This is a genomic window from Tsuneonella troitsensis, assembly GCF_001441535.1.
In the GTDB taxonomy this organism is placed as follows: Bacteria; Pseudomonadota; Alphaproteobacteria; order Sphingomonadales; family Sphingomonadaceae; genus Tsuneonella; species Tsuneonella troitsensis.
The window spans coordinates 281,174-306,763 of the sequence record NZ_LMAU01000002.1 but is presented as its reverse complement, the minus strand read 5'-3'; the positions used below and the strand labels follow the sequence as shown (position 1 = coordinate 306,763).

The following is a 25,590-nucleotide window of genomic DNA, read 5'->3' as shown; positions in this document are numbered from 1 at the left end:
GCGATGCGAGCGTTCGTTTTTCCCGGGCAGGGCAGTCAGAAGGTCGGCATGGGCGTCGAACTGGCGGGCGCCAGCCCCGTGGCACGCGAGGTCTTTCAGGAAGTCGACGATGCGCTTGGCCAGAAATTGTCGGCGATCATGGCCGAAGGGCCGGAAGACCAGTTGCTTCTCACTGAGAATGCGCAGCCTGCGATCATGGCGAATGCCATCGCGGTCCTGCGGGTGTTGCAGAAGGAAGGCGGCATCACGCTGACCGAAGTGGCCGATTGCGTCGCCGGACACAGCCTTGGCGAATACACTGCCCTTTGCGCCGCAGGATCGTTCACGTTGGCCGATACGGCTCGGCTGTTGAAGCTTCGAGGACAGGCGATGCAGGCCGCGGTGCCGGTCGGGGTCGGAGCTATGTGCGCACTATTGGGGGCCGACCTCGAGAAGGCGCAGGCGCTGGCCGATGCCGCTGCCGAGGGACAGGTTTGCCAGGTGGCGAATGACAACGATCCCACGCAGGTGGTGCTTTCCGGCCATCGCGAGGCGATCGAGCGCGCCGTAGCGATGGTGAAGGACCATGGAATCAAGCGTGGCGTTCTGCTCCCGGTATCCGCACCGTTCCACTGCGACCTGATGCGCCCTGCAGCCGATGCGATGGAGCGAGCGCTCGATCAGACGCCGCCCGGCGCGTTGCACCTGCCGATCTATGCCAACGTCACCGCTTCGGCAGTTGCCGATCCGGCCGAGGTATCGCGCCTCCTTGTAGAGCAGGTGTGCGGGCGGGTCCGGTGGCGCGAGAGCGTGCTTGCGATGCGCGCCGCGGGCGTCGAGCATTTCGTCGAATTGGGCGGCAAGGTCCTGGGTCCGATGATCGGACGCATCGACGCTGATGCGACCGTGACGAGTGTGGCTACCATGGCCGACATCGAAGCGCTGGCGAAGGAGATCGGATGATGTTCAACCTCGAAGGCATGACCGCCCTCGTCACCGGGGCCAGTGGCGGCATCGGCTCGGCGATCGCCTATTCGCTGGCCCGCCAGGGTGCGCGGATCGCTCTGTCCGGTTCCAATGGTGAAAAGCTGCGAATTTTCCGCGAGCAACTCAATCGCGAGCTCGGCGGCGATCACGTCGAGATTACCTGCGACCTGTCGAACACGACCCAAGTCGAAGAGCTCGTGCCTGCGACCATCGATACGTTCGGCAAGCTCGACATTCTCGTCAACAACGCGGGGATCACACGCGACAATCTGGCAATGCGAATGAAGGACGAGGAGTGGGACGCGGTGATCCGCATCAACCTCGAGGCGGCTTTTCGGCTCATGCGTGCTTCAGCCAAGCCGATGATGAAGGCGCGCTTCGGTCGGATCGTGACCATCACCAGCGTCGTCGGCGCGACAGGCAATCCGGGGCAGGCGAACTATGCCGCGGCCAAGGGCGGACTGACCGCAATGTCGAAGGCGCTGGCGCAGGAACTCGCAACGCGCGGGATAACCGTGAACTGCGTCGCACCGGGTTTCATTCGCACCGCGATGACCGACGCCCTGCCGGACGCGCAGAAGGAAGCGCTCAATGCGCGCATCCCGATGGGCCGGATGGGCGAGGGCGAAGATATCGGCGCCGCGGTTGCCTATCTCGCTTCCAGAGAGGCGGGATACGTCACCGGACAGACGCTGCACGTCAACGGCGGCATGGCGATGCTGTCCTGAGAGGCTTTATCCCCAAGGAATCGGCGCACCGCCACCTTGGTTCTTGCCCCGGGCGACCTCACCGCTAAGGATAATTCACGAATTTCCGGCGCTCGCAGGCGAATCCGGTCGCGGATTTGCCGGTGCGCGCGAGAGGGGTGAAAGTAAGGACCGATGAAGGCCACGATCGAACGCGCGACGCTGCTGCGCTGCCTGTCCCACGTGCAGTCGGTGGTGGAACGCCGCAACACTATCCCCATCCTTTCCAACGTCCTGATCGACGCATCGGATGGCGGATCGCTCAAGGTCATGGCGACCGACCTTGATCTTCAGGTCGTCGAGCACATGGCGGCCGCCTCGGTCGAGAGCCCGGGCGCGATCACGGTGTCGGCGCACCTCCTGTTCGACATCGCCCGCAAGCTTCCCGAAGGCAGCCAGGTGAGCCTGGAGACGGCGGACAACCGGATGGCGGTCAAGGCCGGACGCAGCCGCTTCTCCCTGCCGACACTGCCGCGCGACGATTTTCCCGTCATCGTCGAGGGCGACCTGCCGACGAGCTTCGAACTTCCTGCGAAGACGCTCGCCGAGATGATTGACCGCACGCGTTTCGCGATCTCGACCGAGGAAACGCGGTATTACCTCAACGGCATTTTCCTGCACGTTTCGGACGAAGATCAGCCTGTGCTCAAGGCGGCGGCCACCGACGGCCATCGCTTGGCGCGCTTCACGCTTCCCCGTCCCGACGGGGCGGAAGGGATGCCGGACGTGATCGTGCCGCGCAAAGCGGTCGCGGAACTGCGCAAGCTGCTCGAAGAATCGCTCGACGCGAGCGTGCAGATCAACCTTTCGGCCAGCAAGATCCGCTTCACGATGGGCGGAGAGGGCGGGGTAGTCCTGACCAGCAAGCTGATCGACGGAACCTTCCCGGACTATTCGCGGGTCATCCCGACCGGAAACGACAAGCTCCTCAAGCTCGATCCGCGCTCGTTCTACGAAGGCGTCGATCGCGTGGCGACCATTGCGACCGAGAAGACTCGCGCGGTCAAGATGGGCCTCGAGACCGACAAGGTCACGCTCTCGGTCACGTCGCCCGACAATGGCACCGCTGCCGAGGAAGTCCCCGCCGATTACCGCGCCGAGGCGATGGAGATCGGCTTCAACGCCAATTACCTGAAGGACATTCTCCATCAGATCGATGGCGACACGGTGGAACTCCACCTTGCCGACCCCGGCGCACCGACACTGATCCGCCAGGATGAGAAGAGCCCGGCTCTTTATGTCCTGATGCCGATGCGGGTCTGAAGAGACGCGCGGGTGCGTGTCACGCTTTTTGGGTACTTTCTAAAACTCGATAATCTCGAATTTTAGTTGTCTGACAACAGCTTAGGTCACGCACCTCTCACGGAAGCGTGACTTTAGCTTTTGCACGTCCAGGCTCATTGAGGACCGCTGGCTCTTCGACAGTTTGAAAGAACGGCGAACAGCTTGGCACCCCGAATCCTACATTGCCAGCGGCAACAGTGCGGCGCAGGTTATTCCGCAGCTTCGAGCATCTCCACGCGCTGCGGGCCGCGGATGAGGCCGCCGGGTGCCTCTCCGGTCCACTCGCCGTTCTGGAACGTGACGCGACCGTTCTTGATCGTCGCCACATAGCCGTCCGCCTTCTGCAACAGCCGCTTGCCGCCCGCCGGAAGGTCGAACGCCAGCCACGGTTTGCCCAGTTTGAGCCGGTTCAGATCGATCAGGTTGAGATCGGCGAGATATCCCGGCGCAATCACGCCACGGTCCTCCAGCCCGTAAAGGCGCGCGGTGTCGCGGCATTGCCGCTTGATCGCATGCTCGAGCGAGATCCGGCCTCCGCGCTTGCGGTCGCGAACCCAGTGCTGGAGCATGAAGGTGGGGCTGGCGGCATCGCAGATCGTCCCGCAGTGCGCGCCGCCGTCGGATAGCGAATTGACCGTGTCGTCAGCCACTTGCAGCACTTCGAGGAAATCGAGATTGCCGTCCGCGTAGTTGAGCAGCGGAAGGTAGATGAAGCCCTTTGCCTCGTCCCGGCACAGCAGGTCGTATGCGTATTCCTCCGGGGAAACTCCTGCGGCCGCGGCGCGCGTCTGGATGCTCGCATCGGCCTGCGGCTCATAATCGAAGTCGGGGTCCATCTCGAACTGCATGGTCCAGCCGCAGCACACGACCATGACCAGGCCCGCAATGTCGGGATTGACCTCGGAAAAGTCGTTCGCCTCGGCCAGCAGCCTGGCCTTGAAGACGGGATCGAGAAGGCGGGCCTTCTGTTCCTCCCACGGTAGGTCGGCGATCGCCTGCCAGCTCGGCCGCAGGCGGAAGGGATGGACGGTCCCTTGCCACGCCATGACGATGCCGTTGCCGCGCAGCGCAATCTGGGCGACGATATTCGCGCCGTTGTCGTTCTCCGCGCGCATGCAGGCGATCTGCTCTTCGAGCGGCATCTCCTTGGCAATCGATTGGAGCGCGGCATATGTGCAGGGCAGGCCGGTCTCGCGGCTCATCGCACCCATCCAGCCGAACTCGTCCCACTCGCGGCGCATGTCGCTCGCCATCTCGAACACGCCGTGACCGGCGCGGCCCATGGCCCGGCCGATCTCGATGAGCTCTTCTTTGGTTGCCGTGGTTCCGGGCACCACTTCGCCGTCGATCGAGCGGTGCAATACCGTGCGCGAGGTCGAGAAGCCGAGCGCACCGGCGCGCACGCCGTCCTCGACGATTTCGGCCATGCGAGCGATGTCGTCGTCCGTGGGGACAGCTCCGGGTTGCTCGCGGTCCCCGAGAACGTAAGCGCGCACAGCTCCGTGTGGAACGTGGGTTCCGACATCGACCGTTCGCGGCAGTTTCTCGAGCGCGTCGAGGTATTCCGGAAAGGTCTCCCAATCCCATTTCATCCCTTCGGCGAGCGCCGTGCCGGGGATATCCTCGACACCTTCCATCAGGCCGATCAGCCATTCGTGGCGATCGGGCGCGGCCGGAGCGAACCCGACACCGCAATTGCCCATCACGACGGTGGTAACGCCGTGCCAGCTCGACGGAGCCATTTCCTGGTCCCAGGTCGCCTGTCCGTCGTAATGCGTGTGGATGTCCACGAAGCCGGGCGTGACGATCAGGCCGGTGGCGTCGATTTCCTCGGCAGCCGAGCCTTCGACCTCGCCAACCTTCACGATCAGACCATCGCTTACGGCGACGTCACCGTTGAACTGCTTGCCGCCGGTTCCATCGACGATGGTGCCGTTGCGAATGACCAGGTCGTATCGGGGCATGACTTGCGCTCCTCTCTCCGGAGCCAAAGGTTCCACAATGCAACCGACGTGTCGAGTCCTTCAGCGGCTCGCGCGGATCATGCTTTCGATGTCGACGAACTTTTCGCGGGGAGCGCCTTCGCGGGCGGCCTTCGCTTCGGCTTCCTCGATCTTCTTCCAGTCGCGGAAGGTTACCACGTCGATCCCGCGCTCGGCTGCAAGGCGATCGAAACCGGCGCGCCCTTCGCGAGCCGCGCCGGAAATTGCTCCGCTCGCCAAGTCCTCTTCGATTCGCTCGACGACGCCATATCCGTCGGGTCGGTTGGTGCCGATTGTCCCCGTCGGGCCGCGCCGGGCCCAACCGACAGCATACAGGCCGGGCAGGATGCGTCCCTGATCGTTGGCGAAGCGCCCGGCGCGTTCGTCGAACGGCACGCCGGGGATGGGGGAACTGCGGTAGCCAATGCACGAGACGACCATATCGGCGGGGATCGTGTACGTTTCCCCTGTTCCGATCGCCTTGCCGGCTTCCACGACCGTGCGCTCCACCTCCACGCCCTCGACCTTGCCCGAGCCTGTCAGCCGGACGGGAGAGGCAAACATATCGAAGTCGATTTCGATCGGCTTGTCGGCCCGCTCGCTTTCCGGGATGGCTGCGAAGCTGCGCAAGTGCGTCACCGATTTGCGGAGACCGGGTTCGAGAAAGGCATCATCGGCCTCCTCCGGCAGGTCGGCGGGATCGACACGCGGGGTCGCTTGGTCGAGGTGCATCAACTCGCCAAGTTCCTTGGGCGTCATCATGATCTGGTGCGGCCCGCGGCGTCCGACGATGGTGATCTGCCGGATGTTGGACGCGGACAGGGCGTTCAGAGCGTGGCCGACGATGTCGCTGCCGTCGAATTCCCGGCCCTTCTTGGACAGAATCCGGGCCACGTCGAGCGCGACATTGCCCATTCCGATCACGACCGCGCTGCGCCCCGACAGATCCGGGGCAAGGCCCGCGAACTGAGGGTGACCGTTGTACCACCCGACGAAAGCGGCGCTGCCGAATACGTTGCCCAGATCTTCGCCCGGTACTCCGAGCGGTCGATCGTGCGGAGCACCGGTAGCGAAGACGACCGCGTCGTAGAGCGCCTCGAGTTCGCCGACCGTGATGTCCTTGCCGACCGTCACGTTGCCCACGAAGCGGACGTTGTCGCTAAGCGCAGTGCCTTCGTAGCGGCGGCTGACGCCCTTGATCGACTGGTGATCGGGCGCCACCCCCGTCCTGATGAGACCGTAAGGGACGGGCAGGGTGTCGAACACATCGACCCGCACATCGTCGCCCCATTTCTTCTGTGCCGCTTCGGCGGTGTAGTAGCCCGCAGGCCCCGAACCGACGATGGCGACGTGGCGCGTCATGCAGCCCTGCGCCGCTCCTGCGCTTGGTCCTCGCGGTCGAGAAAGGCGCGGATGCAGCTGACCGACTGTTCGCGGTGGCTGAGCAGGAACAGATGCCCGCCGCCTTCGAAAATCTCGAGTTCGCTGTTGGGAATGAGGCTGTGAATGAATCGACCGTTGATCAGCGGCACGATCGCATCCTCGTCGCCCATCATGATCAGCGTTGGCTTCTTCAGGAAGGGCAGGGCGGGCGCGCTGGTCCAGCCGAGCATCGCAATCAACTGGTACAGGTAGCCCCGGCGTGTCGGCGGGGTCAGGCGGCCGATGTGCGACGATTTGCCGGCGGTCTCACCGAGCGCGTCGCCGTAGAGGGTGGCGAAATGCTTTTCCATGAACGCCGCGTCCACGTATCGACGCGGGTCGGCCATCTTGCTGAGCGCCGCCGGACTGCCCGGCACCATCAGCATGCCCATGCTGGTCGCACAGAGGATGAGGCGGCGCACCCGGCCGCCGTGCTGGAGCGCGAAATGCTGCGCCATGGCTCCGCCCCAGCTGACGCCCATGACATCGACTTGCTCGAGATTCAGCTGGTCCAGAAGCTGTGCGGTCGTCCACGCCATCGTGAAGGTATTGTACGGCACCACCGGTTCGGGGGACCCGCCCACTCCGGGCATATCGAACATGATGAAGCCGCGGTCGTCCAGCGCCTCGGCCAAAGGTGCCACGGCCTCGATATTCGCGCCGATGCCGTTGAAGAACAGCACGGGCAGATGCTCCGAAGGCATGTCGAGCCGCCAGGTGGCGACGCGCAATTCGCGGCCGCCAACGGCCCTCATTCGCACGTCGGCGGACGACATTGGATCGGTCAAATCTATACCCTTCAAGCTTGTTCGAGTACGTAGAGGCCGGGTGCGGGATCGGTCGGCTCGAAACCCTTGCCGCCCAGGTTTCTGGGCGCCTTTTTCATGGGTCCCGAGCGCTTTTGCACCCATTCCATCCAGAATGGCCACCAACTGCCAGCCACTTCCTCCGTTCCCGCGAGCCACTCCTCCGCAGTTGCCGGCAGATCTCCACCGCTCTTCTGGACGTAGTAATTCGCCTTGGGATTGCCCGGAGGATTGAGGATCGCCTGCATATGTCCCGACTGGCTGAGGACATAGGTCACATCGTCGGATCCGAACAATTGGGTCGAGCGGTAGGTCGCTCGCCAGGGAGTGATATGATCGGTCACTCCGCCCAGAACGAACAGGTCGGCTTCGACCTTGCTCAAGTCGAGCATGTGGTCCGCGATCTCGATTTCGCCGCGTTTGGTGAAAGCGAGCGTTTCGAACAGGGTGAGGAAATCGCCCATCAGCGTCGCCGACAGGTTCGTCGCGTCGGCGTTCCAGAACAGCACATCGAATGCCGGAGGATCGTCCCCAAGCAGATAGTTGTTGATGACGTAGTTCCAGATCAGGTCGTTCGGCCTTAGCCAGGCGAACCCGCGGGACAGATCGTCTCCCTTGATGATCCCGGCCTTGGCCGCCCGCTTCTTTGCCAGCGCCAGGCCATTGTCGGTCATCAGCGAACCGGCTTCGATGTCGCCCTGCTGCGGGTGCAGCACGCACACCATCAGGGTCAGCGTTCCGAGCAGGTCGCTGCCGTCTGCGGCCAGCTTGCTAGCAAGCACCGATGCGGTCTGTCCGCCCGAGCATCCGGCAGAAACGTTGACCTTGTCGCTGCCGGTGATCCGGGAAACCGCCTCCATCGCCTGCTGGCAGCTGGCGACATACTCCGCCATGCCCCAGACGCCCTGATCCTTCGTCGGGTTCTTCCAGCTGATGACGAAAGTCTGGATACCGTTGTCGAGCTGATACTTCACCACCGACTTCTCGGGACTGAGGTCGTTGATATACATCTTGTTGATCTGCGGCGGGATGGTCAGCTGCGGGATGGCGTGAACCTCGTCCGTAGTCGGCGCGTACTGGATGAGCTCCATCATCTCGGTGCGGAGGACCACCGAGCCCTTTGATGTCGCTACGTTTTCGCCGATCTTGAAAGGCTTCTTGTTGACCTGGCTGACCATGCCCTTGTTGTGGACCATGTCGTCGTAGGCGTTCTTGAGCCCCTTGATCAGGGAAAGACCGCCGCTGTCGACCAGCCGCTTTTGCGCGGTGGGATTGCCCCAGAGCGTGTTCGTCGGCGCGAGCGCATCGATGATGATCTGGCTGATGAAGTTGGCCCGGTCCCGCTCGATCGCGTCGAGTTCAAGCTCGCCGAGCCAGTTCTTCATGCCCTTCTGCACGGCCAGGTAGTACTGGGCGCCTGCCCGCAGGAACGGATTGAACTGCCAGGCGGGATCCTTGAATCGCTTGTCCTTGGGATCCGGCGCCAGATCGCTCTGCCCGGTCATGATCTTGATCATGTCCTCGCCCATTGCCTGGGCATGGCGCATCGTGCGTTGCGGGTCGGTGGCGGTTTCGCGGAGGAGCAAGGCAACGGCGCCGGCGATGTCTTCTCGTACCAGGCCGACCATCGGCCCGAGCGAAGTGGTTGATTGCGCTGCCTCGTCTTCCAAACGCGTGCCCATCAACGTCTCTCCCACGCGATCGCCATTTACCCGTCGGTTCATGCACGGCGGCTCATCCATTGGCAAGCCACGCCTAATTGCCGAAAGAAGCCGCGCGTCGGACGGTTGCAGAAGCTTCGCAAAATCAGCGATTTCGTAAGCCGTGGTTAGCAAAGGCTTCACGGTTTCGGTCGTACCGCGAGTCACGAACATTCGGGGACGCGGCCGGTCGAGATGCCATTGAATTCATTTTTTAATCGCCGCGCGAAAGACCCCTCCGATCGCACGCGCCCTTCGGACGCAACCGATCCTGGAAGCAGGCTGGCGTTGCTCGATCAGTTCGAGGAGGCGGGACTCGGTTGGTTCTGGGCTACCGACGCGTCGGGCAGGATCAGTTACCTGTCTGCCAGTGCGGCCCGTCAGCTCGGCAAGTCGCAAGAGGAAGTCGTCGGACTGCAGATTTCTGCGTTCTTCCTCCCTGACAAGGATGGCGACGGAGATCGCACGGAGCGGCCGCTTGCCTTCCAGTTACGCGCGAAGAATTCGATCTTCGAGCTGCCGGTGCGCATTGCGATTGCCGACTCGGAAATCTGGTGGTCAATCAATGCCCGGCCGCAGACCGACGCCAATGGCGATTTCCTGGGCTATCGCGGAAGCGCGAAGGACGTCACTGCGGTTCGCGAAAGCCAGCTCGATGCCTCGCGCATGGCCCAATACGATTCGCTGACCGGGCTGGCCAATCGGCACCGGATGACGAAGCGGCTGACCTCCACACTGGCGGCCTATCAAACCTCGAAGCGCAGTTGCGCCCTGATGATGCTGGATCTCGATCGTTTCAAGCAGGTGAACGACACACTCGGCCACCCTGCCGGCGACGAACTTCTCAAGCAGGTTTCGCAACGGCTCGAGCGGATCATCGCGGGGCGCGGCGAAATCGGCCGGGTTGGCGGTGACGAGTTCCAGGTCATGTTGCCCGATATCGACGACCGGGGCCGGCTTGGCGAAATCGCTCACAGCGTTATCCAGATGATCTCGCAGCCCTATTCGCTCGACGGTAGCCGGGCGATCATCGGCACGTCGGTGGGCATCGCCATCGCACCGTACGACGGACTGGAAACGGACGAGCTGGTCAGCAGCGCCGACCTTGCGCTGTATGCCGCAAAGGGTGGTGGGCGAGGGCAGTATCGCTTCTTCTCGAGCGAACTGAAGGACGGCGCCCGTTTGCGTCGCCAGATCGAGGAAGACCTGCGCGACGCGATCCTGACCGACCAGCTCGAAGTCCACTACCAGCCAATCGTTCGCGCGGCGGACAACCTGGCAACCGGCATGGAAGCTCTGGTGCGCTGGAACCATCCCGAACGGGGGTTCATCAGCCCGGCCGACTTCATTCCGGTGGCGGAAGAAACCAACCTCATCAATGCGGTGGGAGAATGGGTTCTTCGGCGCGCCTGCGAGGAAGCCACCCAGTGGCCGGAAAAGCTGCGCGTTGCAGTCAATGTTTCGGCAATCCAGTTCGCCAGCACCGATCTTCCCAAGCTCGTCCGATCCGCGCTCGAACGAACCGGGCTCGAGCCGGAACGGCTCGAGCTGGAGATTACGGAAAGCGTATTCCTCGGCGACCCGCAGGGCACGCGGGCGATGCTCAAGAATTTGAAGAAGCTCGGGGTGCGCCTTGCGCTCGACGATTTCGGGACCGGCTATTCCTCGCTCGGCTATCTCAGCAGCGCGCCGCTAGACAAGATCAAGATCGACCGCAGCTTCGTCGTCGGCGCGACCGACGACGACAGCAACAATGCCGCAATCATCACCGCGATCGTCAGCCTTGCCAAGGCTCTCAAGATGGAGTCGGTCGCCGAGGGCGTCGAGGCGATGGACGAGCTGAAACTCCTGCGCGAACTTGGAGCAAGCCATATCCAGGGTTGGATTTTCTCGAAGGCGTTGAGCCAGGACGAATTGCTGGCACGCATTGCCGACGGCGGCCTGAAGTTCGAGCCAAGCGGTCCGGCGGTCCACCGGGCCGATCGGCGTTCCATGTATCGCAAGGTCGGCGTCATCCACGAAGACCACCGGTACGAAGTCGTCATCCGCAATCTGTCGAAAACGGGTGCAGGCATCGAAGGCTTGCTCGATGTACCACTCGGCACCCGCCTCGTGCTCGATCTGGGCGACGGTCAATTGGTGGTGGCGAACGTGACCCGCTCCGAAGGGTACGCGCAAGGCTTGAAGTTCGAAGACAGCCTCATCAGCGACGGGTCCGATGGGCTTTGTACCAGGCACCGAATCAGCCCTTATGCGCTCGCGGCTGCTGGCATGCCGCTGGCTGCTCTGCCGCCGGGCCACTACATCCCGCCGCATCAGGAAGGCGGACCACGCAAGGCACCGGCCTTCATGCAAGTCGACATGGCGAAGACCAGTCGTGCCGCGTAGCTGCTGACAGCGGGCATCTGCGCGGCTAAGGGCGCGGCGATGACCGACCTTTCACTGATACGCAATTTTTCGATAATCGCCCACATCGACCATGGGAAGTCGACGCTTGCCGACCGTTTGATCCAGGCCACGGGCGGGTTGACCGACCGTGAGATGTCCGAGCAAGTCCTTGATAACATGGACATCGAGCGAGAGCGTGGGATCACCATCAAGGCGCAGACCGTCCGGCTGTCCTACACCGCCAAGGACGGGCTGACCTATGAGCTCAACCTGATGGACACCCCCGGCCACGTCGACTTCGCCTACGAGGTCAGCCGCAGCCTCGCCGCGTGCGAAGGCGCGCTGCTCGTCGTCGATGCCGCGCAGGGAGTCGAGGCGCAGACGCTCGCCAACGTCTACCAGTCGATCGAGCACGACCACGAGATCGTGCCCGTCATCAACAAGATCGACCTGCCCGCCGCCGAGCCCGAAAAAGTCCGCGCCGAGATCGAGGACATCATCGGCATCGACGCAAGCGACGCCGTGCTCACGTCGGCCAAGTCCGGCATCGGCATCGAGGAAACGCTCGAGGCGATCGTGGCCAAGATCCCGCCGCCCACGGGCGACCGCGCCGCGCCGCTGAAGGCGATGCTCGTCGACAGCTGGTACGATCCCTACCTCGGCGTCGTGATCCTCGTGCGCGTGATCGACGGGGTCATCCGCAAGGGCCTCTCGGTCAAGTTCATGCAGGGCGGGACCGAGCACCTGATCGACCGGGTCGGCGCCTTCACCCCGAAGCGCATCGACCTGCCCGAGATCGCGGCGGGCGAGATCGGCTTCATCACCGCCCAGATCAAGGAGGTCGAGCAGGCCCGCGTCGGCGACACCATTACCACGGTGAAGGGCGGGGCGACCCAGGCGCTCCCCGGCTACAAGGAAGTCCAGCCGGTCGTGTTCTGCGGCCTGTTCCCGGTCGACGCGGCGGACTTCGAGAAGCTGCGCGAAAGCATCGGCCGACTGCGCCTCAACGACGCGAGCTTCTCGTTCGAGATGGAGAGCAGCGCCGCATTGGGCTTCGGCTTCCGCTGCGGCTTCCTCGGCCTGCTGCACCTGGAGATCATCCAGGAACGGCTGACCCGCGAATACGACCTCGACCTCATCACCACCGCGCCGTCGGTGATCTACCGCATACAGCTCCGCGCCAGCCGGACCGACGACGCGCGCGAGATCCTGCTGCACAACCCGGCCGACTATCCCGATCCCAGCCGGATCGAGAGCATCGAGGAACCGTGGATCAAGGCGACGATCTACACGCCCGACGAATACCTCGGCTCGATCCTCAAGCTGTGCCAGGACCGGCGCGGCATCCAGACCGGCCTGACATACGTGGGCGGCCGCGCGCAGGTGAGCTACGAGCTGCCGCTGAACGAGGTGGTGTTCGATTTCTACGACCGACTGAAATCGATCAGCCGCGGCTATGCCAGCTTCGATTATGAGCAGATCGGCCTGCGCGAAGGCGACCTCGTGAAGATGAGCATCCTCGTCAACAACGAGCCGGTCGACGCCTTGAGCCTGATCGTCCACCGCTCGGTCGCCGAAGCGCGCGGCCGCGGGATGTGCGAGCGTTTGAAGGACCTCATCCCCCGCCACCTGTTCAAGATCCCGATCCAGGCCGCGATCGGCGGCAAGGTGATCGCCCGCGAAACCATCGCCGCCCTGCGCAAGGACGTGACCGCCAAGTGCTATGGCGGCGACATCAGCCGCAAGAAGAAGCTGCTGGAGAAGCAGAAGAAGGGCAAGGCCCGGATGCGGGAATACGGCAACGTCTCGATCCCTCAGGAAGCTTTCATTGCCGCCCTGCGGATGGGGGAGGAATGACACCCTGCGCATGATGGATTTCAGCAGCTGGCAGGGCATCCTGACCACGCTGATCGGGCTGACGCTGATCACCGTGATCGGCGTCGGTATTCGCCTCGTCATCATGATGCGCGTGCAAGAAAAGCGCCAGCGCGCCAACCGCCAGATCAACGAGCGGGTCAAGACGCTGATGGCTGCCTACAAGACGCTGGGCGGATCGTTCACCGGCGATCTCTCGGTCGATCCAACGCACCTGCGCGACCTGCGCCGCCGCGCCGCGGAGGATGGGGGCGATAGCGCCGCTGGCGAGGGCATTGCGACGAACGACGTTCCGATCGACCTGTCCGCAGAGGCGCAGGGCGGATCGGACCGCGCCCGCCGCATCCGCGACGCGGTGGAGAGCGCGCTGTCGGATATCCTTCTGCTGGGAACCGAAGAACAGGTCCGGCTTGCCGGCGAGGCGATTGCCGAACTGGTCGCCGGCCGCCGCGTCCACACCCACGCGCTGGTGGTGTCGCTGCGCGACTTCATCCGCGCCTCGCTCGATCTTGCCCCGATCCCGGCCTCCATCGCCGACAAGCTCCCCGCCCAAGGCCCGACGCGTCCCTCGGGCGGAGGCGGCAGCGGCAGGGGCGGCGGCGGCGACCGACAGGGCGGAGGCCGCGGGCAAGGCGGCGGCGGAGCCGGTGGCGGCGGCATGGGCGGCGGAATGATGGTCGGCGGAGGATTGGCCGCCGGCGCGGGGCGGGATGGGGAGTAGGTGAGTTCCCGCGTGTAGGAAAGTGACGGGGAATGGAGAGGGAAGGAGCGGCCCTTTCACTTTGCGTTCACGCGGGGGGCGGTTATAGGCGCCCCTCATGCACATCCGCTCACGCTCGCGCGCCAAACTCGCCCTCTCCGCCGCCGCCCTGGGCTGCGCCACGCTGATCCTGTCGGCCTGTGCCGGCGGTTCCCGGCCGGGAGATACGGCGTATATCGCGCGCGATGTCGAATCGCTCTATGCCGCCGCCAAGGGCCGGCTCGATCGCGGGCAGCCCAAGGTCGCCGCCGCGCTGTTCGACGAGGTGGAGCGCCAGCATCCCTATTCGCCGTGGGCCCGCCGCGCGCAGCTGATGAGCGCGTTCAGCTATTATGTGGCCGCCGATTACACCAAGTCGGTCGAGAGCGCGCAGCGCTTCCTGTCGATCCACCCCGGCAACCGCGATGCGCCCTATGCCTATTACCTGATCGCGATCAGCTATTACGAGCAGATCAGCGACGTTACCCGCGACCAGAAGGTGACCGAACAGACGCGCACCGCGCTGCAGGAACTGATCCGCCGCTATCCCGCGTCCGAATACGCGAGCGACGCCAAGCTGAAGCTCGACCTGGTCGAGGATCACCTTGCGGGCAAGGAAATGGAGATCGGCCGCTACTACGAACGGAGCGGCAACTGGTTGGCGGCGCAAATCCGTTTCCAGAACGTCGTCACCAATTTCCAGACGACCAGCCACGCACCCGAAGCACTCTATCGCCTCGTCGAAACCAACCTTGCCCTCGGCGTGCCCGAGGAAGCGGTGAAGAACGCCGCGGTCCTGGGAGCGAACTATCCCGGCAACGAGTGGTACGAGAAGGCCTTCGAACTGGTGCAGGAACGTGCCCAGGGCGTCACCGCGAGCTGACATTCGGCAGATTCGGTCGGCCGCTCGGCCGGCGGCAGTCGTTGCTCCTTCGACCTAGGTTTCGAGCTTTTCGCACCGCGAAGGGCACGTCCGCGCTGTCATCTCGCCCCCGAGCGGTCTGCTTTCGACCGTCGCGAGAGATATTCGCCACAGGCTCGGTAAGCCGATCGAAACCTTGTGCGGCAAGGTTTCGCACTGAATTCCACGCGCTGCGATAATCATTGGGAACTGCGATCAAGCAGCGTCTCTTGGCATATCGACGCGATGCGTGAACGATATGTCGCGCATCGTTGCATCGTAAAATCCTGTAATCGAACGGTATTTCGCTTCGCGCTCGTCGAAGACACGGGCAAAACCGTGACACCGATGGCATGCTCGTCGAAGCACGCGCGTCCTCTGCCAACGGTTACCCCGTTAACCATCGTCTCCCGCGTATTCGGACAAGCGGTGCCATCGCACGCTCTCAATTCGGCAATCAGGGTTACGAATTCTTTTCGATTTCATCCGATAGCGATGTTTCGGACCGCAAAAATCAAGGAGGCCGCGTGCCGCCTGACGTGTTGATCGCAAGCGAAAGTCGCCCACAACCAGCGTTTCTCGCGGGGCTGTGGGCGCGTCTTCGGAGGCGATCGGCGAAAACTGCAGATCAAGGTGGCGGACGTAACCAGCAATTGCGCGACCCGCGACAGCGCATCGCGCTGTGGGCGATCGTCATCGGGCTACTTCTGGGGTTCTTCCACGTTCCGCAGCCGCTCGAAGACTTGTATCATCTGTCCCGCGACACCGTCCGCATGCGTCCAGCAGACGGTCAGACCGTTCTGGTCATGATCGACGACAAATCGCTCAGCGAAATGGGCGTCACCGACCCGAGGCGCAGCGACGACGCCAGCCTTGTCGACAGCTTGTTCGCTGCCGGCGCGAAGCGCGTCGTCTTCGATCGTGCGCTGGCCGATGCGTCCAGCGAAGCGGAAGACGCCCAACTGGCCGCCGCCCTCGATCGGCATCGCGGCAAGGTATTCATCGGGTCCACTCCCGTCATTGCCAGCGGCTTCGGGACGACCTCTCAATTGTTGACCCACCCGCGCTTTCGCGAAAAGGCAGAGATGGTCTCGATGGTCGGCCACCAGCGCGTCTTCGGTCTAGCCTGGGACCTTCCGACAAGTTCGGTTATTCTGGGAGAGCGACGCAAATCGATTTCGGCGCTGCTGGCCGGGGTGGACGAAGCGGATATTACCTACCGGCCCGATTTCTCGATCGACTTCGACACGATCCCGATGATCAGTTATGTCGATGTTCTGCGCGGCCGAGTTTCTGCAGAGACATTCGCAGGGCGGGATGTCGTCATCGCCCCCGCCAACCGTACCTCGCCCGATCTTTATCAGATGCCGACGCGTGGTCTGGTTGCCGGCGCGCAGATTCATGCCGTCGGTGGGCAGACGCTGAAGCGGGGCCTGCCTCGCGACTGGGGGTGGTTGCCTGCCTTCGCCGTCGTTTCGGTGTTTCTGCTGGCACAGGCTCGCAAGAACAACCCCTCGCGCCGCGCTCCGGTAATGGTCGGTGGGCTGATCCTGTTTGCACAGGCCGCACTCGATGTGATGATGATCAACACTGATGTGTTATCCGCAATCGTCGCGCTCGCGGTCGGCTCATTCCGCCTCCGCAATCATGCCCGCTCGACTTATCGGGGAAGCACCGGTCTGGTCCGGATCGAAAACTTCCACGATTCAAGGGTCGCGAGCGATTACGACGTGGTCGCGCTGAAGATCCGCAATTTCTCGACGATCAGCGCCTGCCTGTCGCCGGAAGAGGTCGACGCGCTTCTGATCAAGGCGCAGGAAATGCTGCGAGCCTCCGAAGCGTGCACGAAGTTCGCATTCGATAAGGACACCTTTGTCTGGAAGCGCCACAAGCTGGATGAGGCAGATCGGGAGGATCACCTGCGGGGTATCCACGCCCTGTTCCGCCGGAGCATTTCGGTTGGGACGCAGGCCCCAGATGTTGCGACCGCGATCGGGCTCGACCCGAATTATTCGCTCACTCTTCGCGAGCGGACCGAAAGCGCGATGCAGAGCGCGGAAGACGCAGCTCACCATGGCCGCCTGTTTCATATCGCGGAGGTCGACGACAGCGAGGATCGTGCCTGGCGGGTGCAGTTCCTGTCCGAACTGGAGCGTGCGATCGCGAACGAGGAAGTCGACGTCCGCTTTCAGCCGAAGGTCGATCTTGGATCCGGCGCCGTCGTGGGCGCCGAAGCCCTTTTGCGGTGGCAGCACCCGCGCAGGGGAGCGATTGAGCCCTTCCAGATCATCTCCTATGCCGAAGAGCATAACCGCATCGACATAATTACGAATTTCGTACTCGATCGCGCGATGTGCGAAGGAAAGCGTGCGCTTGCAGTCAATCCCGATTTCAAGATTGCCGTCAATGTGTCGGCCCTTGATCTCAGGGACCCGAGATTCCCGCAGACGGTGGGATCACTCCTCGCAAAGCATGCGTTCCCGCCGTCGAGCCTCATTCTCGAGATTACCGAGACCGCGCCGATCGACAGCGATCGTCTTGCGGGGATCGTTCTCGTGGAACTGAAGCGTATGGGCCTTGGTCTTTCGGTAGATGACTTCGGCACGGGACATGCGTCGCTTCACTATTTGCGCCAAATCCCCAGCGACGAGGTCAAGATAGATCGCAGCTTCGTTTCCAACATCGAACACTCGGCTGAAGATCGTGCGCTGGTCAAAACCGCGGTCGAGATGATCCATTCGCTCGGCCGCGTAGCCGTTGCCGAAGGAATCGAAAACGAGGCAGTCGCTCGATTGCTCATCGAAATGGGTTGCGACACCGGTCAAGGCTTTCTCTATTCGAAAGCCAGGACGATGGACGACCTGCTTCGAAGCCTGCACGAAAGGTCTCTAGCCGCCTAGCCCTTGCAAAACTTTTACTTTCTGTTAACCCTCACTGTTAGCACGATCGGTGCAAACAGGAGGTCGTTATGTCGATTTGGGGCTATGTGACTTGGTTTCTCGGCGGCCGCTGAGTTCCGGTGTGTGTTGAAAAAACCCCGGTTTTCCGGGGTTTTTTTATGTCTGACGACTGGATGACCTAGTGGATCCGGATTTCGGAAAGGGTGATATTCCGAATGCCGAATCTGTTGCGAATCATGCTTTAGAAAGAGTGAAGATTCGCCGTCGCGACTTCGCGATCACGCCGCTTTTTTCTGTTTCAACGCTCGTGACGCGATCCCGCTGAGACCCTTCGTAAGCTGATAAAGGCCGTTGAGGCGGCTTTGCGGATCGCCCCATGCACGCGCCAGGACGAGCTTCATATCGGGGCGCAACTTCGCATCGGGCCCGACGCGGTCGACCCATGCAATCAGGCCGGCGGGATCGGGGAAGTCGTCCTTGTGGAAGGTCACCAGCGTGCCGCGCGCGCCGACATCGATCTTGGCGATGTTGGCAACGATGGCCTGGTGCTTGATCTCGATCAGCTTCACGAGGTTGGCAGTCGGGGCGGGCAGCGGTCCGAAGCGGTCGATCATTTCGGCGGCGAGGCTCTCGATTTCGCCCTGGTCGCGCGCATCGTTGAGGCGGCGATACAGGCCCATGCGCACCGCGAGATCGGGCACGTATTCTTCCGGGATCATGATGGGGGCATCGACCGTAATCTGCGGGCTCGGCCCCGCCTCGCGCTCGAGCCCGATATCGCCGGCCTTAGCGGCCAGGATCGCGTCTTCCAGCATCGCCTGGTACAGTTCGAAGCCGACCTCGCGGATGTGGCCCGACTGTTCGTCGCCCAGCAGATTGCCGGCGCCGCGAATGTCGAGGTCGTGGCTCGCAAGCTGGAACCCGGCTCCGAGCGAGTCCAGATCGCCCAGTACCTTGAGCCTTTTCTCCGCCACTTCGCTCAGCGCGGTATCCTTCGGCGTTGTCAGATAGGCATAGGCGCGCAGCTTCGAGCGCCCGACGCGGCCGCGTAGCTGGTAAAGCTGGGCGAGGCCGAAGCGATCCGCTCGGTGGATCACGATCGTGTTGGCGCTGGGAATGTCGAGGCCGCTTTCGACGATCGTGGTCGAAAGCAGCACCTCGTACTTGCCTTCGTAGAACGCGCTCATGCGTTCCTCGACCTCGGTCGGGCTCATCTGGCCGTGCGCGCTGATCGCCTTCACCTCGGGGACGTGCTTGTGCAGCCATTCCTCGACTTCCGGCATGTCCGCGATGCGGGGGACAACGATGAAGCTCTGCCCGCCGCGATGATGCTCGCGCAGCAGCGCCTCGCGCATCACCATGTCGTCCCATTCCATAACGTAGGTTCGCACCGCGAGCCGGTCGACCGGCGGGGTCTGTATGGTCGAAAGCTCGCGCAACCCGCTCATCGCCATCTGCAGCGTGCGCGGGATCGGCGTGGCGGTGAGAGTGAGGACGTGGACGTCGGCGCGCAACTGCTTGAGCTTTTCCTTGTGCGTCACCCCGAAACGCTGCTCCTCGTCCACGATCACGAGGCCGAGGTTCTTGAACGCGGTCGTCTTCGACAAGATCGCGTGGGTGCCGATCACGACGTCGATATCGCCCGATTTCAGGCCTTCGCGCGTGTCGGCCATCTCCTTCGCGGTGACGAGCCGGCTGAGGCGACCCACCTTGAGCGGGAATCCGGAGAAGCGCGCCGAGAAGTTCTCGTAGTGCTGGCGGGCGAGCAGGGTGGTCGGCGCGACCACGGCGACCTGCCGCCCACTCATCGCGGCGGCGAACGCAGCGCGCAAGGCGACCTCGGTCTTGCCGAAGCCGACGTCGCCGCAGACGAGGCGGTCCATCGGCTTGCCGCTGGCCAGGTCTTCGAGGACTTCCTCGATCGCGCGGTCCTGGTCGTCGGTCTCTTCCCACGGAAAGCGGTCGACGAACTGGTTGTAGCTGGCCTCGTCCTTGTCGATTACGGCCGCCTGGCGCAGCGCGCGAGCGGCGGCAGTGCGGAGCAGTTCGTGCGCGATCTCGCGGATGCGCTCCTTCAGCCGGGCGCGTCGCTTCTGCCATGCCTCTCCGCCGAGGCGGTCGAGCGCGACCATCTCCTCGCTCGAACCGTAGCGGCTGAGAACCTCTAGGTTCTCTACGGGCACGTAGAGCTTGTCGCCACCGTGGTAGGCCAGCATCACGCAGTCGTGCTTCGACTTGCCGACCGGGATGGCTTCCAGCCCGAGATACTTGCCGATGCCGTGGTCGATGTGGACGACGAGGTCCCCGGCATTGAGGGCCTGCAGTTCGGCCAGGAAGGCGTCGGCGCTCTTGCGCTTCTTCTTGCGGCGCACGAGCCGGTCGCCCAGCACGTCGGCCTCGGTGATCAGGTCGATCTGGTCGTTGGCGAAGCCCGCCTCCAGCGGCAGGACCAGCGCGACCGGCTTGCCTCTGGCCGACAGACCGAGTGCTTCCTGCCAGGTTTCCGCCAGTTCCATCGGCGCGCCGGCCTCGCCCACGATCGACGCGATGCGGGCGCGGCTGCCTTTCGAATAGGTCGCCAGCAGCGGCTTCTTCCCGGCCTTCCCTGCAGCCTTGAGGTGATCGGCCGCGGCGGCATAGACGTTGTCGCCGCGCGCCCGCTCCGGCGCGAAATCGCGGCCCGACTGGAACCCGAAGTCGATGACGGTGCCGCTCTCCGGTTCGGCGAAGATCGAAGCGCGGTGGACTGGCCGTTCCCATAGAGCGTGGGTGAATTCGTCCTTGCCTAGGTAGAGCGCCTCTTCCGGGAGAGGGCGGTAGGTCCCTTCCTCGCGCTGGCGGTGATAGTCGGCGATATCGGACAGGCGCTCGTCGGCGGCCGACAGCGCGGCGTTGTCGATCACGAGAAGATCGGCCTCGTTCAGGTGATCGAACAGCGTGGACAGCCGCTCCTCGAACAGCGGGAGCCAGTGCTCCATTCCGGCCAACCGGCGACCGTCGCTGATCGCCTGGTAGAGCGGGTCCTGCGTCGCATTGGCGCCGAAGCGCTCGCGGTAGCGCGAGCGGAAGCGCTTGATCGTATCCTCGTCGAGCAGCGCTTCGCTCGCCGGGATCAGCAGGTGCCGGTCGATGACGCCGGTGGTCATCTGGGTGTTGGGATCGAACAGGCGCAGCGATTCGAGATCGTCGCCGAAGAAGTCGAGCCGCAGGCCGGCATCGAGCCCGCTGGGAAAAAGGTCGAAGATCGAGCCGCGCACCGCGAACTCGCCGTGATCGATCACGGTATCGGTGCGGTTGTAGCCCCGCCGCTGCAGCAGGCCGATCAGCGCCTCGCGCGCTATCGTCATCCCCGGCTTCAGTTCGCGCACCGCCTCGCGCACGCGGAACGGGGTCAGGACGCGCTGGAGCAGCGCGTTGACGGTCGTGACGAGCAGCTGGCTGCCGATCTTGCCCGCCTGCAGGCGATGCAGCGCGGCCAGTCGCCGCGCGCTGACCGACAGGGCGGGGCTGGCACGGTCGTAGGGCAGGCAGTCCCATGCGGGAAACTCGATTACCTCGAGCTCTGGCGCGAAGAAGCGCGCGGCGTCCGCGATCCCGCTCATCGCCGCGTCGTCGGGCGCGATGAAGACCGCGCGGCCCTTCGCTGCGCGCGCCAGGTCCGCCAGCACCAGCGGCTGTGCGCCGCGCGGGATGGACGACAGCGTCAGCGGAGCGGTGGCGGCGAGGATCTTCGTGATATCGGGCATGTCGTATCCAAATTGCCGGGGCCGCGCGCCGTTCCGCACACGCGCGAAAACCCGCCCGAGGGGTTCGGGCAGGGGACGGGTGAGGCCCTCACATAGGGCCGAACGGGAATTATCCAACCGCCATTGCGCAGTGATTGAAACGAGAATGTCGGCCTGCTAGAGGCGCCGCGTCATCTGGGGAGTAGCGCGCCGCTCACGCGGTTCCCTCGCGTCAACATGCTCGGCCGAGAGGTCGTGGCGCAGGGGAGCGGAATTTCCGCTCGGGCAAGACCAATGGCACCTGACTCCTGTCCGGCCGGGCGGGAGCGCGGGTGTCGTTGCAGTCTCGAAGCCCGGCCCGGAGACATTCATTGGAAGCTGTCCTTACCTCCACCGCCGTCGTCGCTCTGGCCGAAATCGGCGACAAGACGATGCTGCTGGCGATCGTCCTGGCCGCGCGTTTCGGGAAGCCGCTGCCGATCGTGATGGGCATCCTTGTCGCCACGCTCGCCAATCACGGGATCGCCGCCTTCCTGGGCCAGACGGTAGCGTCTTTGCTGGAAGGCCCCTGGTTCCGCTACGCGGTCGGCGCGGGCTTCGTCGCGATGGCGATCTGGACGCTCGTTCCCGACAAGCTCGACGAATCGGAGGAACCGAAGGCTCCGCGCTTCGGGGCGTTCCTGACCACGACGGTCGCATTCTTCATCGTCGAGATCGGCGACAAGACCCAGGTCGCCACCATCGCGCTGGGCGCGCAGTTCCAGGATGTCGTCGCGGTCACTATCGGCACCACGCTCGGCATGATGCTGGCGAACGTCCCGGCTGTCTATCTCGGCAATGCGCTCGTCGAGCGCGTGTCGATGAAGCTCCTTCGGGCGATCGCGGCGACGCTGTTCCTCGGGATCGGCATCTGGGTCATCGCCGATGCCGCGATGATATGACGAGGGCCCGGCGCGCTCAGGGCATCTCGACGTAATCGAGGCGCTGCATCGCGGTCATCTGATCGCCGACGAGTTCGGCGGGAACCGGCTGCGAGCCGAGCGCCCACGCCATGACATCGACGTCGTCTTCCTCAAGCAACGCTTCGAACCATGAGAGCGCCGCTTCGTCCCAGCCCGCATGGTAGCGGTCGAAGAATCCGCCGATCATGTAATCCGCTTCGCGCGTGCCGCGGTGCCAGGCCCGAAAGCGCGCGCGAGCAAGGCGTGTGGAAAAGTCGGCGGTCATGGCGCGCGGGTAGGGCACTCGCCATGTCGGTTCAACACGGTATATCCGCCCCATGCGCCCCGACGTGCTCAATCCGCTGTTCGCCGAGATCGACACGCTCGAAGGCGTCGGGCCGAAGCTGAGCAAGCCGCTCGAGAAGCTGGGCCTCACGCGTATCCGCGATGTGGCATATCACCTCCCCGATCGCTTCGTGACGCGGCGCCCGGTCGAGAACCTGGACCAGGCCAGCGTGGGCGAGCAGATCGTCGTGGCGCTAACCGTCACCGAACACCGGTCGAGCAGGACCGGACGCGGCCCGTACAACGTGCTGGCGACCGACGCGCTCGGCAACGTCTGTTCGATCACCTATTTCGGCCGGGCGAGTTTTACCGCCAAGAAACAGCTTCCGGTGGGTGAAAAGCGGTGGGTGGCGGGCCGGCTCGACCAGTACGGCCAGGTGCTGCAGATCGTGCATCCGGATCATGTCGCTGAGGACAGCGCCGGGCTGCTGCGCACGCTGAACGAGCCGGTCTATGCCCTGTCCGAAGGTCTGACGCAGCCGAAGGTCGCCAGCCTCGTCGCGCAATCGCTCGCCCGCTTGCCGACGCTGCCCGAATGGATCGAACCCGGCCAGTTCGCCAAGATGCAGTGGCCCGCGTGGGGCGACGCACTAAAGTTGGCGCACAAGGGGGAACATCCCGCGGCGCGTGACAGGCTCGCCTATGACGAGCTGCTCGCCAACAGCCTCGCACTCATGCTCGTGCGGGCCGACAATCGTCGGCGGCGTGGGCAGGCGCTGATCGGTGACGGAGCACTGCGCGGGAAGCTGGACCTGCCGTTCCCGCTGACCGGTGCGCAGCAGCGCAGCATCGCCGAAATCGAGGGCGACCTTGCGCAGGACGTGCCGATGCTCCGTCTGCTGCAAGGCGACGTGGGCAGCGGCAAGACCGTCGTCGCGCTGGAATCGATGCTGATCGCGGTCGAGGCGGGCGCGCAGGCGGCCTTGCTCGCGCCGACCGAAATCCTCGCGCGCCAGCATTTCGAGACCCTGCGCCGGATGCTCGCACCCACCGGCGTCGAGATCGCGCTGCTGACGGGGCGGGACAAGGGCCGCGCGCGCGAATCGATCCTGATGGGACTGCAGGACGGGTCGATCCAGCTCGTCGTCGGAACCCACGCGATATTCCAGGACACGGTATCCTACCGCAATCTCGGCTTGGTCGTCATCGACGAGCAGCACCGGTTCGGCGTCTCGCAGCGGCTCATGCTCGCACAGAAAGGCCGCGTGACCCCGCACACGCTGGCGATGACCGCGACGCCGATCCCGCGCACGCTGACGCTGGCCCAGTACGGCGAGATGGACGTGAGCCGCCTCGACGAGATGCCGCCGGGACGCCAGGCGATCGACACGGTCGTGATCAGCACCGAGCGGACCGGCGAAGTGATCGATCGCCTTGCGGCGCAACTCGATGCCGGGGCACAGGCCTATTGGGTCTGCCCGATGGTCCGCGAGCTGGAAACCGAGGACATCGCGGCAGCCGAGGCGCGCTTCGCGGCTCTCAGGGAGCGGTTCGGGGATGCGGTGGTCCTCGTCCACGGCCAGCTCAAGCCAGAGCTGAAGGACGCCGGGATGGAGCGGTTCGCTTGCGGAAACGCCCGGCTGCTCGTCGCGACCACGGTGATCGAGGTCGGCGTGGACGTGCCCAATGCCACGCTGATGGTGATCGAACAGGCCGAGCGGTTCGGCCTTGCGCAGCTGCACCAGTTACGCGGACGGGTAGGGCGCGGCAGCAAGAAGTCGGTCTGCCTGCTTCTGCGCGGCGATGCGCTGAGCGAAACCGGCAAGCAGCGCCTTGCCCTGATGCGCGAGACGCAGGACGGATTTCGACTTGCCGAGGAGGACCTTCTGCTGCGCGGTGGCGGTGAATTGCTGGGTACGCGGCAGTCCGGCGATACGCCCTTCCGGGTTGCCGAGCTCGACCAGATCCAGCGCCTTCTGCCCATCGCGCACGAGGACGCGCGGCTGCTGATGGAGCGCGACGGCGGTCTGGCGAGCGAACGGGGAGAGGCGGCGCGGGTGCTGCTATACCTGTTCGAGCGCGACTGGGGCGTGCAACTGCTGCGCGGCGGTTGACCGGGCACGCATTCAGTGCCGATCAATCGGCTGCCGGCTAGCGGCGCGACGATGTACGTCTCGCAGCCCCCGCGTACTGTCTCGGCAGCGGTTTCCGCCGTGCTGACGGGTGCCATCATCGCGCTGCTGGTGTTCGGCTTCGGACCTGTGCGAAAGGCGGTTTCCGTGCCGGGTATGGTGTCGATCGACTTCAGCGAACCGCCGCCGCCGATCCCCAAACCCAAGGAGCGGCCCGAGCGGCGGCGCGCGGAAAAGGCGGCGCCCAAGGATGAGGCGGGCCAGCGCAACCTCCGCAACCGGGCCACCGCGATAGTCGCGCCCCCGGTGGTGCCGTTGATAGTCCCGCCGCCGGTCGTCACCGCGCCGCAAGCCGACATCGGCAGCGCGGCCCAGACCGGTGCCTCGCCGCTACCCGGCCCGGGACGCGGCGCCGGAACGTACGGCGACGGTCTTGGCGGCGGAGGGACCGGCGGCGACGGGACGGGAACCGGCGGTGGCGAGGCTGTGCGGGGGCCGCGTCGCACCAGCGGGCGCATGACATTCCAAGACCTCCCTGAGGATGCTCTCGCGATGGGCGAAGAGGCGCTGGTCACAGTGGTCTTCGCGGTCGAGCCGGGCGGCACGGTGTCTGGTTGCCGGATCGAGGAATCGAGCGGTTTTGCGCGGGTGGATGCGCTGACATGCCGGCTGATCGAGCAGCGATTTCGCTACCGACCGGCGCTCGATCGGAGAGGTCGGCCGGTCCGGGCGCTCGTTCGCGAATCGCACCACTGGTTCGCGCGCGAGGAATAGGTCGCGCTTGCCGCCTGCGCCGGG

Annotated in this window: 17 protein-coding genes; 11 read left to right on the top strand and 6 right to left on the bottom strand. The window is 64.3% G+C overall.

Features of this window, described 5'->3' with window-relative positions:
• The first annotated feature begins 3 nt into the window (after positions 1-3).
• The 3 genes from fabD to dnaN all read left to right on the top strand — a co-directional run bounded on the left by fabD (position 4) and on the right by dnaN (position 2,975).
• Positions 4-942, top strand: a complete 939-nt coding sequence (gene fabD, locus AR323_RS05075) for an ACP S-malonyltransferase (RefSeq protein WP_057882867.1) — start codon at positions 4-6, stop codon at positions 940-942.
• Entirely contained in the window at positions 942-1,694 is a 753-nt protein-coding gene (gene fabG / locus AR323_RS05070; protein WP_057883179.1) for a 3-oxoacyl-[acyl-carrier-protein] reductase, read from the top strand. Before fabD ends, fabG begins: the two co-directional genes overlap by 1 nt.
• A gap of 153 nt (positions 1,695-1,847) precedes the next feature.
• Positions 1,848-2,975, top strand: coding sequence for a DNA polymerase III subunit beta (gene dnaN / locus AR323_RS05065; RefSeq protein WP_057882866.1), 1,128 nt, complete (start codon positions 1,848-1,850; stop codon positions 2,973-2,975).
• 230 nt (positions 2,976-3,205) lie between these two features.
• Here the strand turns inward: dnaN and AR323_RS05060 are convergent, their stop codons facing one another.
• Genes AR323_RS05060 through AR323_RS05045 form a run of 4 tightly spaced genes read right to left on the bottom strand, consistent with a single transcriptional unit; the run spans position 3,206 to position 8,930 of the window.
• A complete protein-coding gene (locus tag AR323_RS05060; protein ID WP_057882865.1) occupies positions 3,206-4,960 on the bottom strand; it encodes an N-acyl-D-amino-acid deacylase family protein in 1,755 nt (584 codons plus the stop codon).
• 60 nt (positions 4,961-5,020) lie between these two features.
• Positions 5,021-6,340, bottom strand: coding sequence for an FAD-dependent oxidoreductase (locus tag AR323_RS05055; protein WP_057882864.1), 1,320 nt, complete (start codon positions 6,338-6,340; stop codon positions 5,021-5,023).
• Positions 6,337-7,155 (bottom strand): alpha/beta fold hydrolase, encoded by an 819-nt coding sequence (locus AR323_RS05050; RefSeq protein WP_123321819.1) that lies wholly within the window; start codon positions 7,153-7,155, stop codon positions 6,337-6,339. The genes AR323_RS05055 and AR323_RS05050 overlap by 4 nt, the downstream gene beginning before the upstream one ends.
• Before the next feature lie 44 nt (positions 7,156-7,199).
• Entirely contained in the window at positions 7,200-8,930 is a 1,731-nt protein-coding gene (locus tag AR323_RS05045) for a PHA/PHB synthase family protein (protein ID WP_235510459.1), read from the bottom strand.
• A gap of 264 nt (positions 8,931-9,194) precedes the next feature.
• Here AR323_RS05045 and AR323_RS05040 point away from each other — a divergent pair, with 264 nt between their 5' ends.
• The 5 genes from AR323_RS05040 (at position 9,195) to AR323_RS05020 (ending at position 17,709) form a co-directional block, all read left to right on the top strand.
• Positions 9,195-11,294, top strand: a complete 2,100-nt coding sequence (locus tag AR323_RS05040) for a putative bifunctional diguanylate cyclase/phosphodiesterase (RefSeq protein ID WP_235510458.1) — start codon at positions 9,195-9,197, stop codon at positions 11,292-11,294.
• A 39-nt stretch (positions 11,295-11,333) separates the two neighbouring features.
• The gene (gene lepA, locus AR323_RS05035; protein ID WP_057882861.1) at positions 11,334-13,151 is read left to right on the top strand and encodes a translation elongation factor 4; all 1,818 of its coding nucleotides are present in this window, start codon (positions 11,334-11,336) and stop codon (positions 13,149-13,151) included.
• A gap of 10 nt (positions 13,152-13,161) precedes the next feature.
• Complete coding sequence (locus AR323_RS05030; RefSeq protein ID WP_235510457.1) at positions 13,162-13,890, top strand: hypothetical protein; 729 nt, start codon at positions 13,162-13,164, stop codon at positions 13,888-13,890.
• A gap of 97 nt (positions 13,891-13,987) precedes the next feature.
• Positions 13,988-14,791 (top strand): outer membrane protein assembly factor BamD, encoded by an 804-nt coding sequence (locus AR323_RS05025; protein ID WP_057882860.1) that lies wholly within the window; start codon positions 13,988-13,990, stop codon positions 14,789-14,791.
• 671 nt (positions 14,792-15,462) lie between these two features.
• A complete protein-coding gene (locus AR323_RS05020; RefSeq protein WP_057882859.1) occupies positions 15,463-17,709 on the top strand; it encodes an EAL domain-containing protein in 2,247 nt (748 codons plus the stop codon).
• Positions 17,710-17,987: 278 nt separating this feature from the next.
• Here the strand turns inward: AR323_RS05020 and mfd are convergent, their stop codons facing one another.
• Positions 17,988-21,455, bottom strand: coding sequence for a transcription-repair coupling factor (gene mfd, locus AR323_RS05015; protein ID WP_057883176.1), 3,468 nt, complete (start codon positions 21,453-21,455; stop codon positions 17,988-17,990).
• A 350-nt stretch (positions 21,456-21,805) separates the two neighbouring features.
• Here mfd and AR323_RS05010 point away from each other — a divergent pair, with 350 nt between their 5' ends.
• A complete protein-coding gene (locus AR323_RS05010) occupies positions 21,806-22,375 on the top strand; it encodes a TMEM165/GDT1 family protein (protein ID WP_057882858.1) in 570 nt (189 codons plus the stop codon).
• A 16-nt stretch (positions 22,376-22,391) separates the two neighbouring features.
• On the opposite strand, the gene AR323_RS05005 is transcribed toward AR323_RS05010, so the two are convergent.
• The gene (locus AR323_RS05005) at positions 22,392-22,661 is read right to left on the bottom strand and encodes an FAD assembly factor SdhE (RefSeq protein WP_057882857.1); all 270 of its coding nucleotides are present in this window, start codon (positions 22,659-22,661) and stop codon (positions 22,392-22,394) included.
• Between the two features lie 52 nt (positions 22,662-22,713).
• Here AR323_RS05005 and recG point away from each other — a divergent pair, with 52 nt between their 5' ends.
• Positions 22,714-24,774 (top strand): ATP-dependent DNA helicase RecG, encoded by a 2,061-nt coding sequence (gene recG / locus AR323_RS05000; protein WP_057882856.1) that lies wholly within the window; start codon positions 22,714-22,716, stop codon positions 24,772-24,774.
• Positions 24,775-24,789: 15 nt separating this feature from the next.
• A complete protein-coding gene (locus AR323_RS04995) occupies positions 24,790-25,566 on the top strand; it encodes an energy transducer TonB (RefSeq protein WP_057882855.1) in 777 nt (258 codons plus the stop codon).
• Positions 25,567-25,590 lie beyond the last annotated feature (24 nt).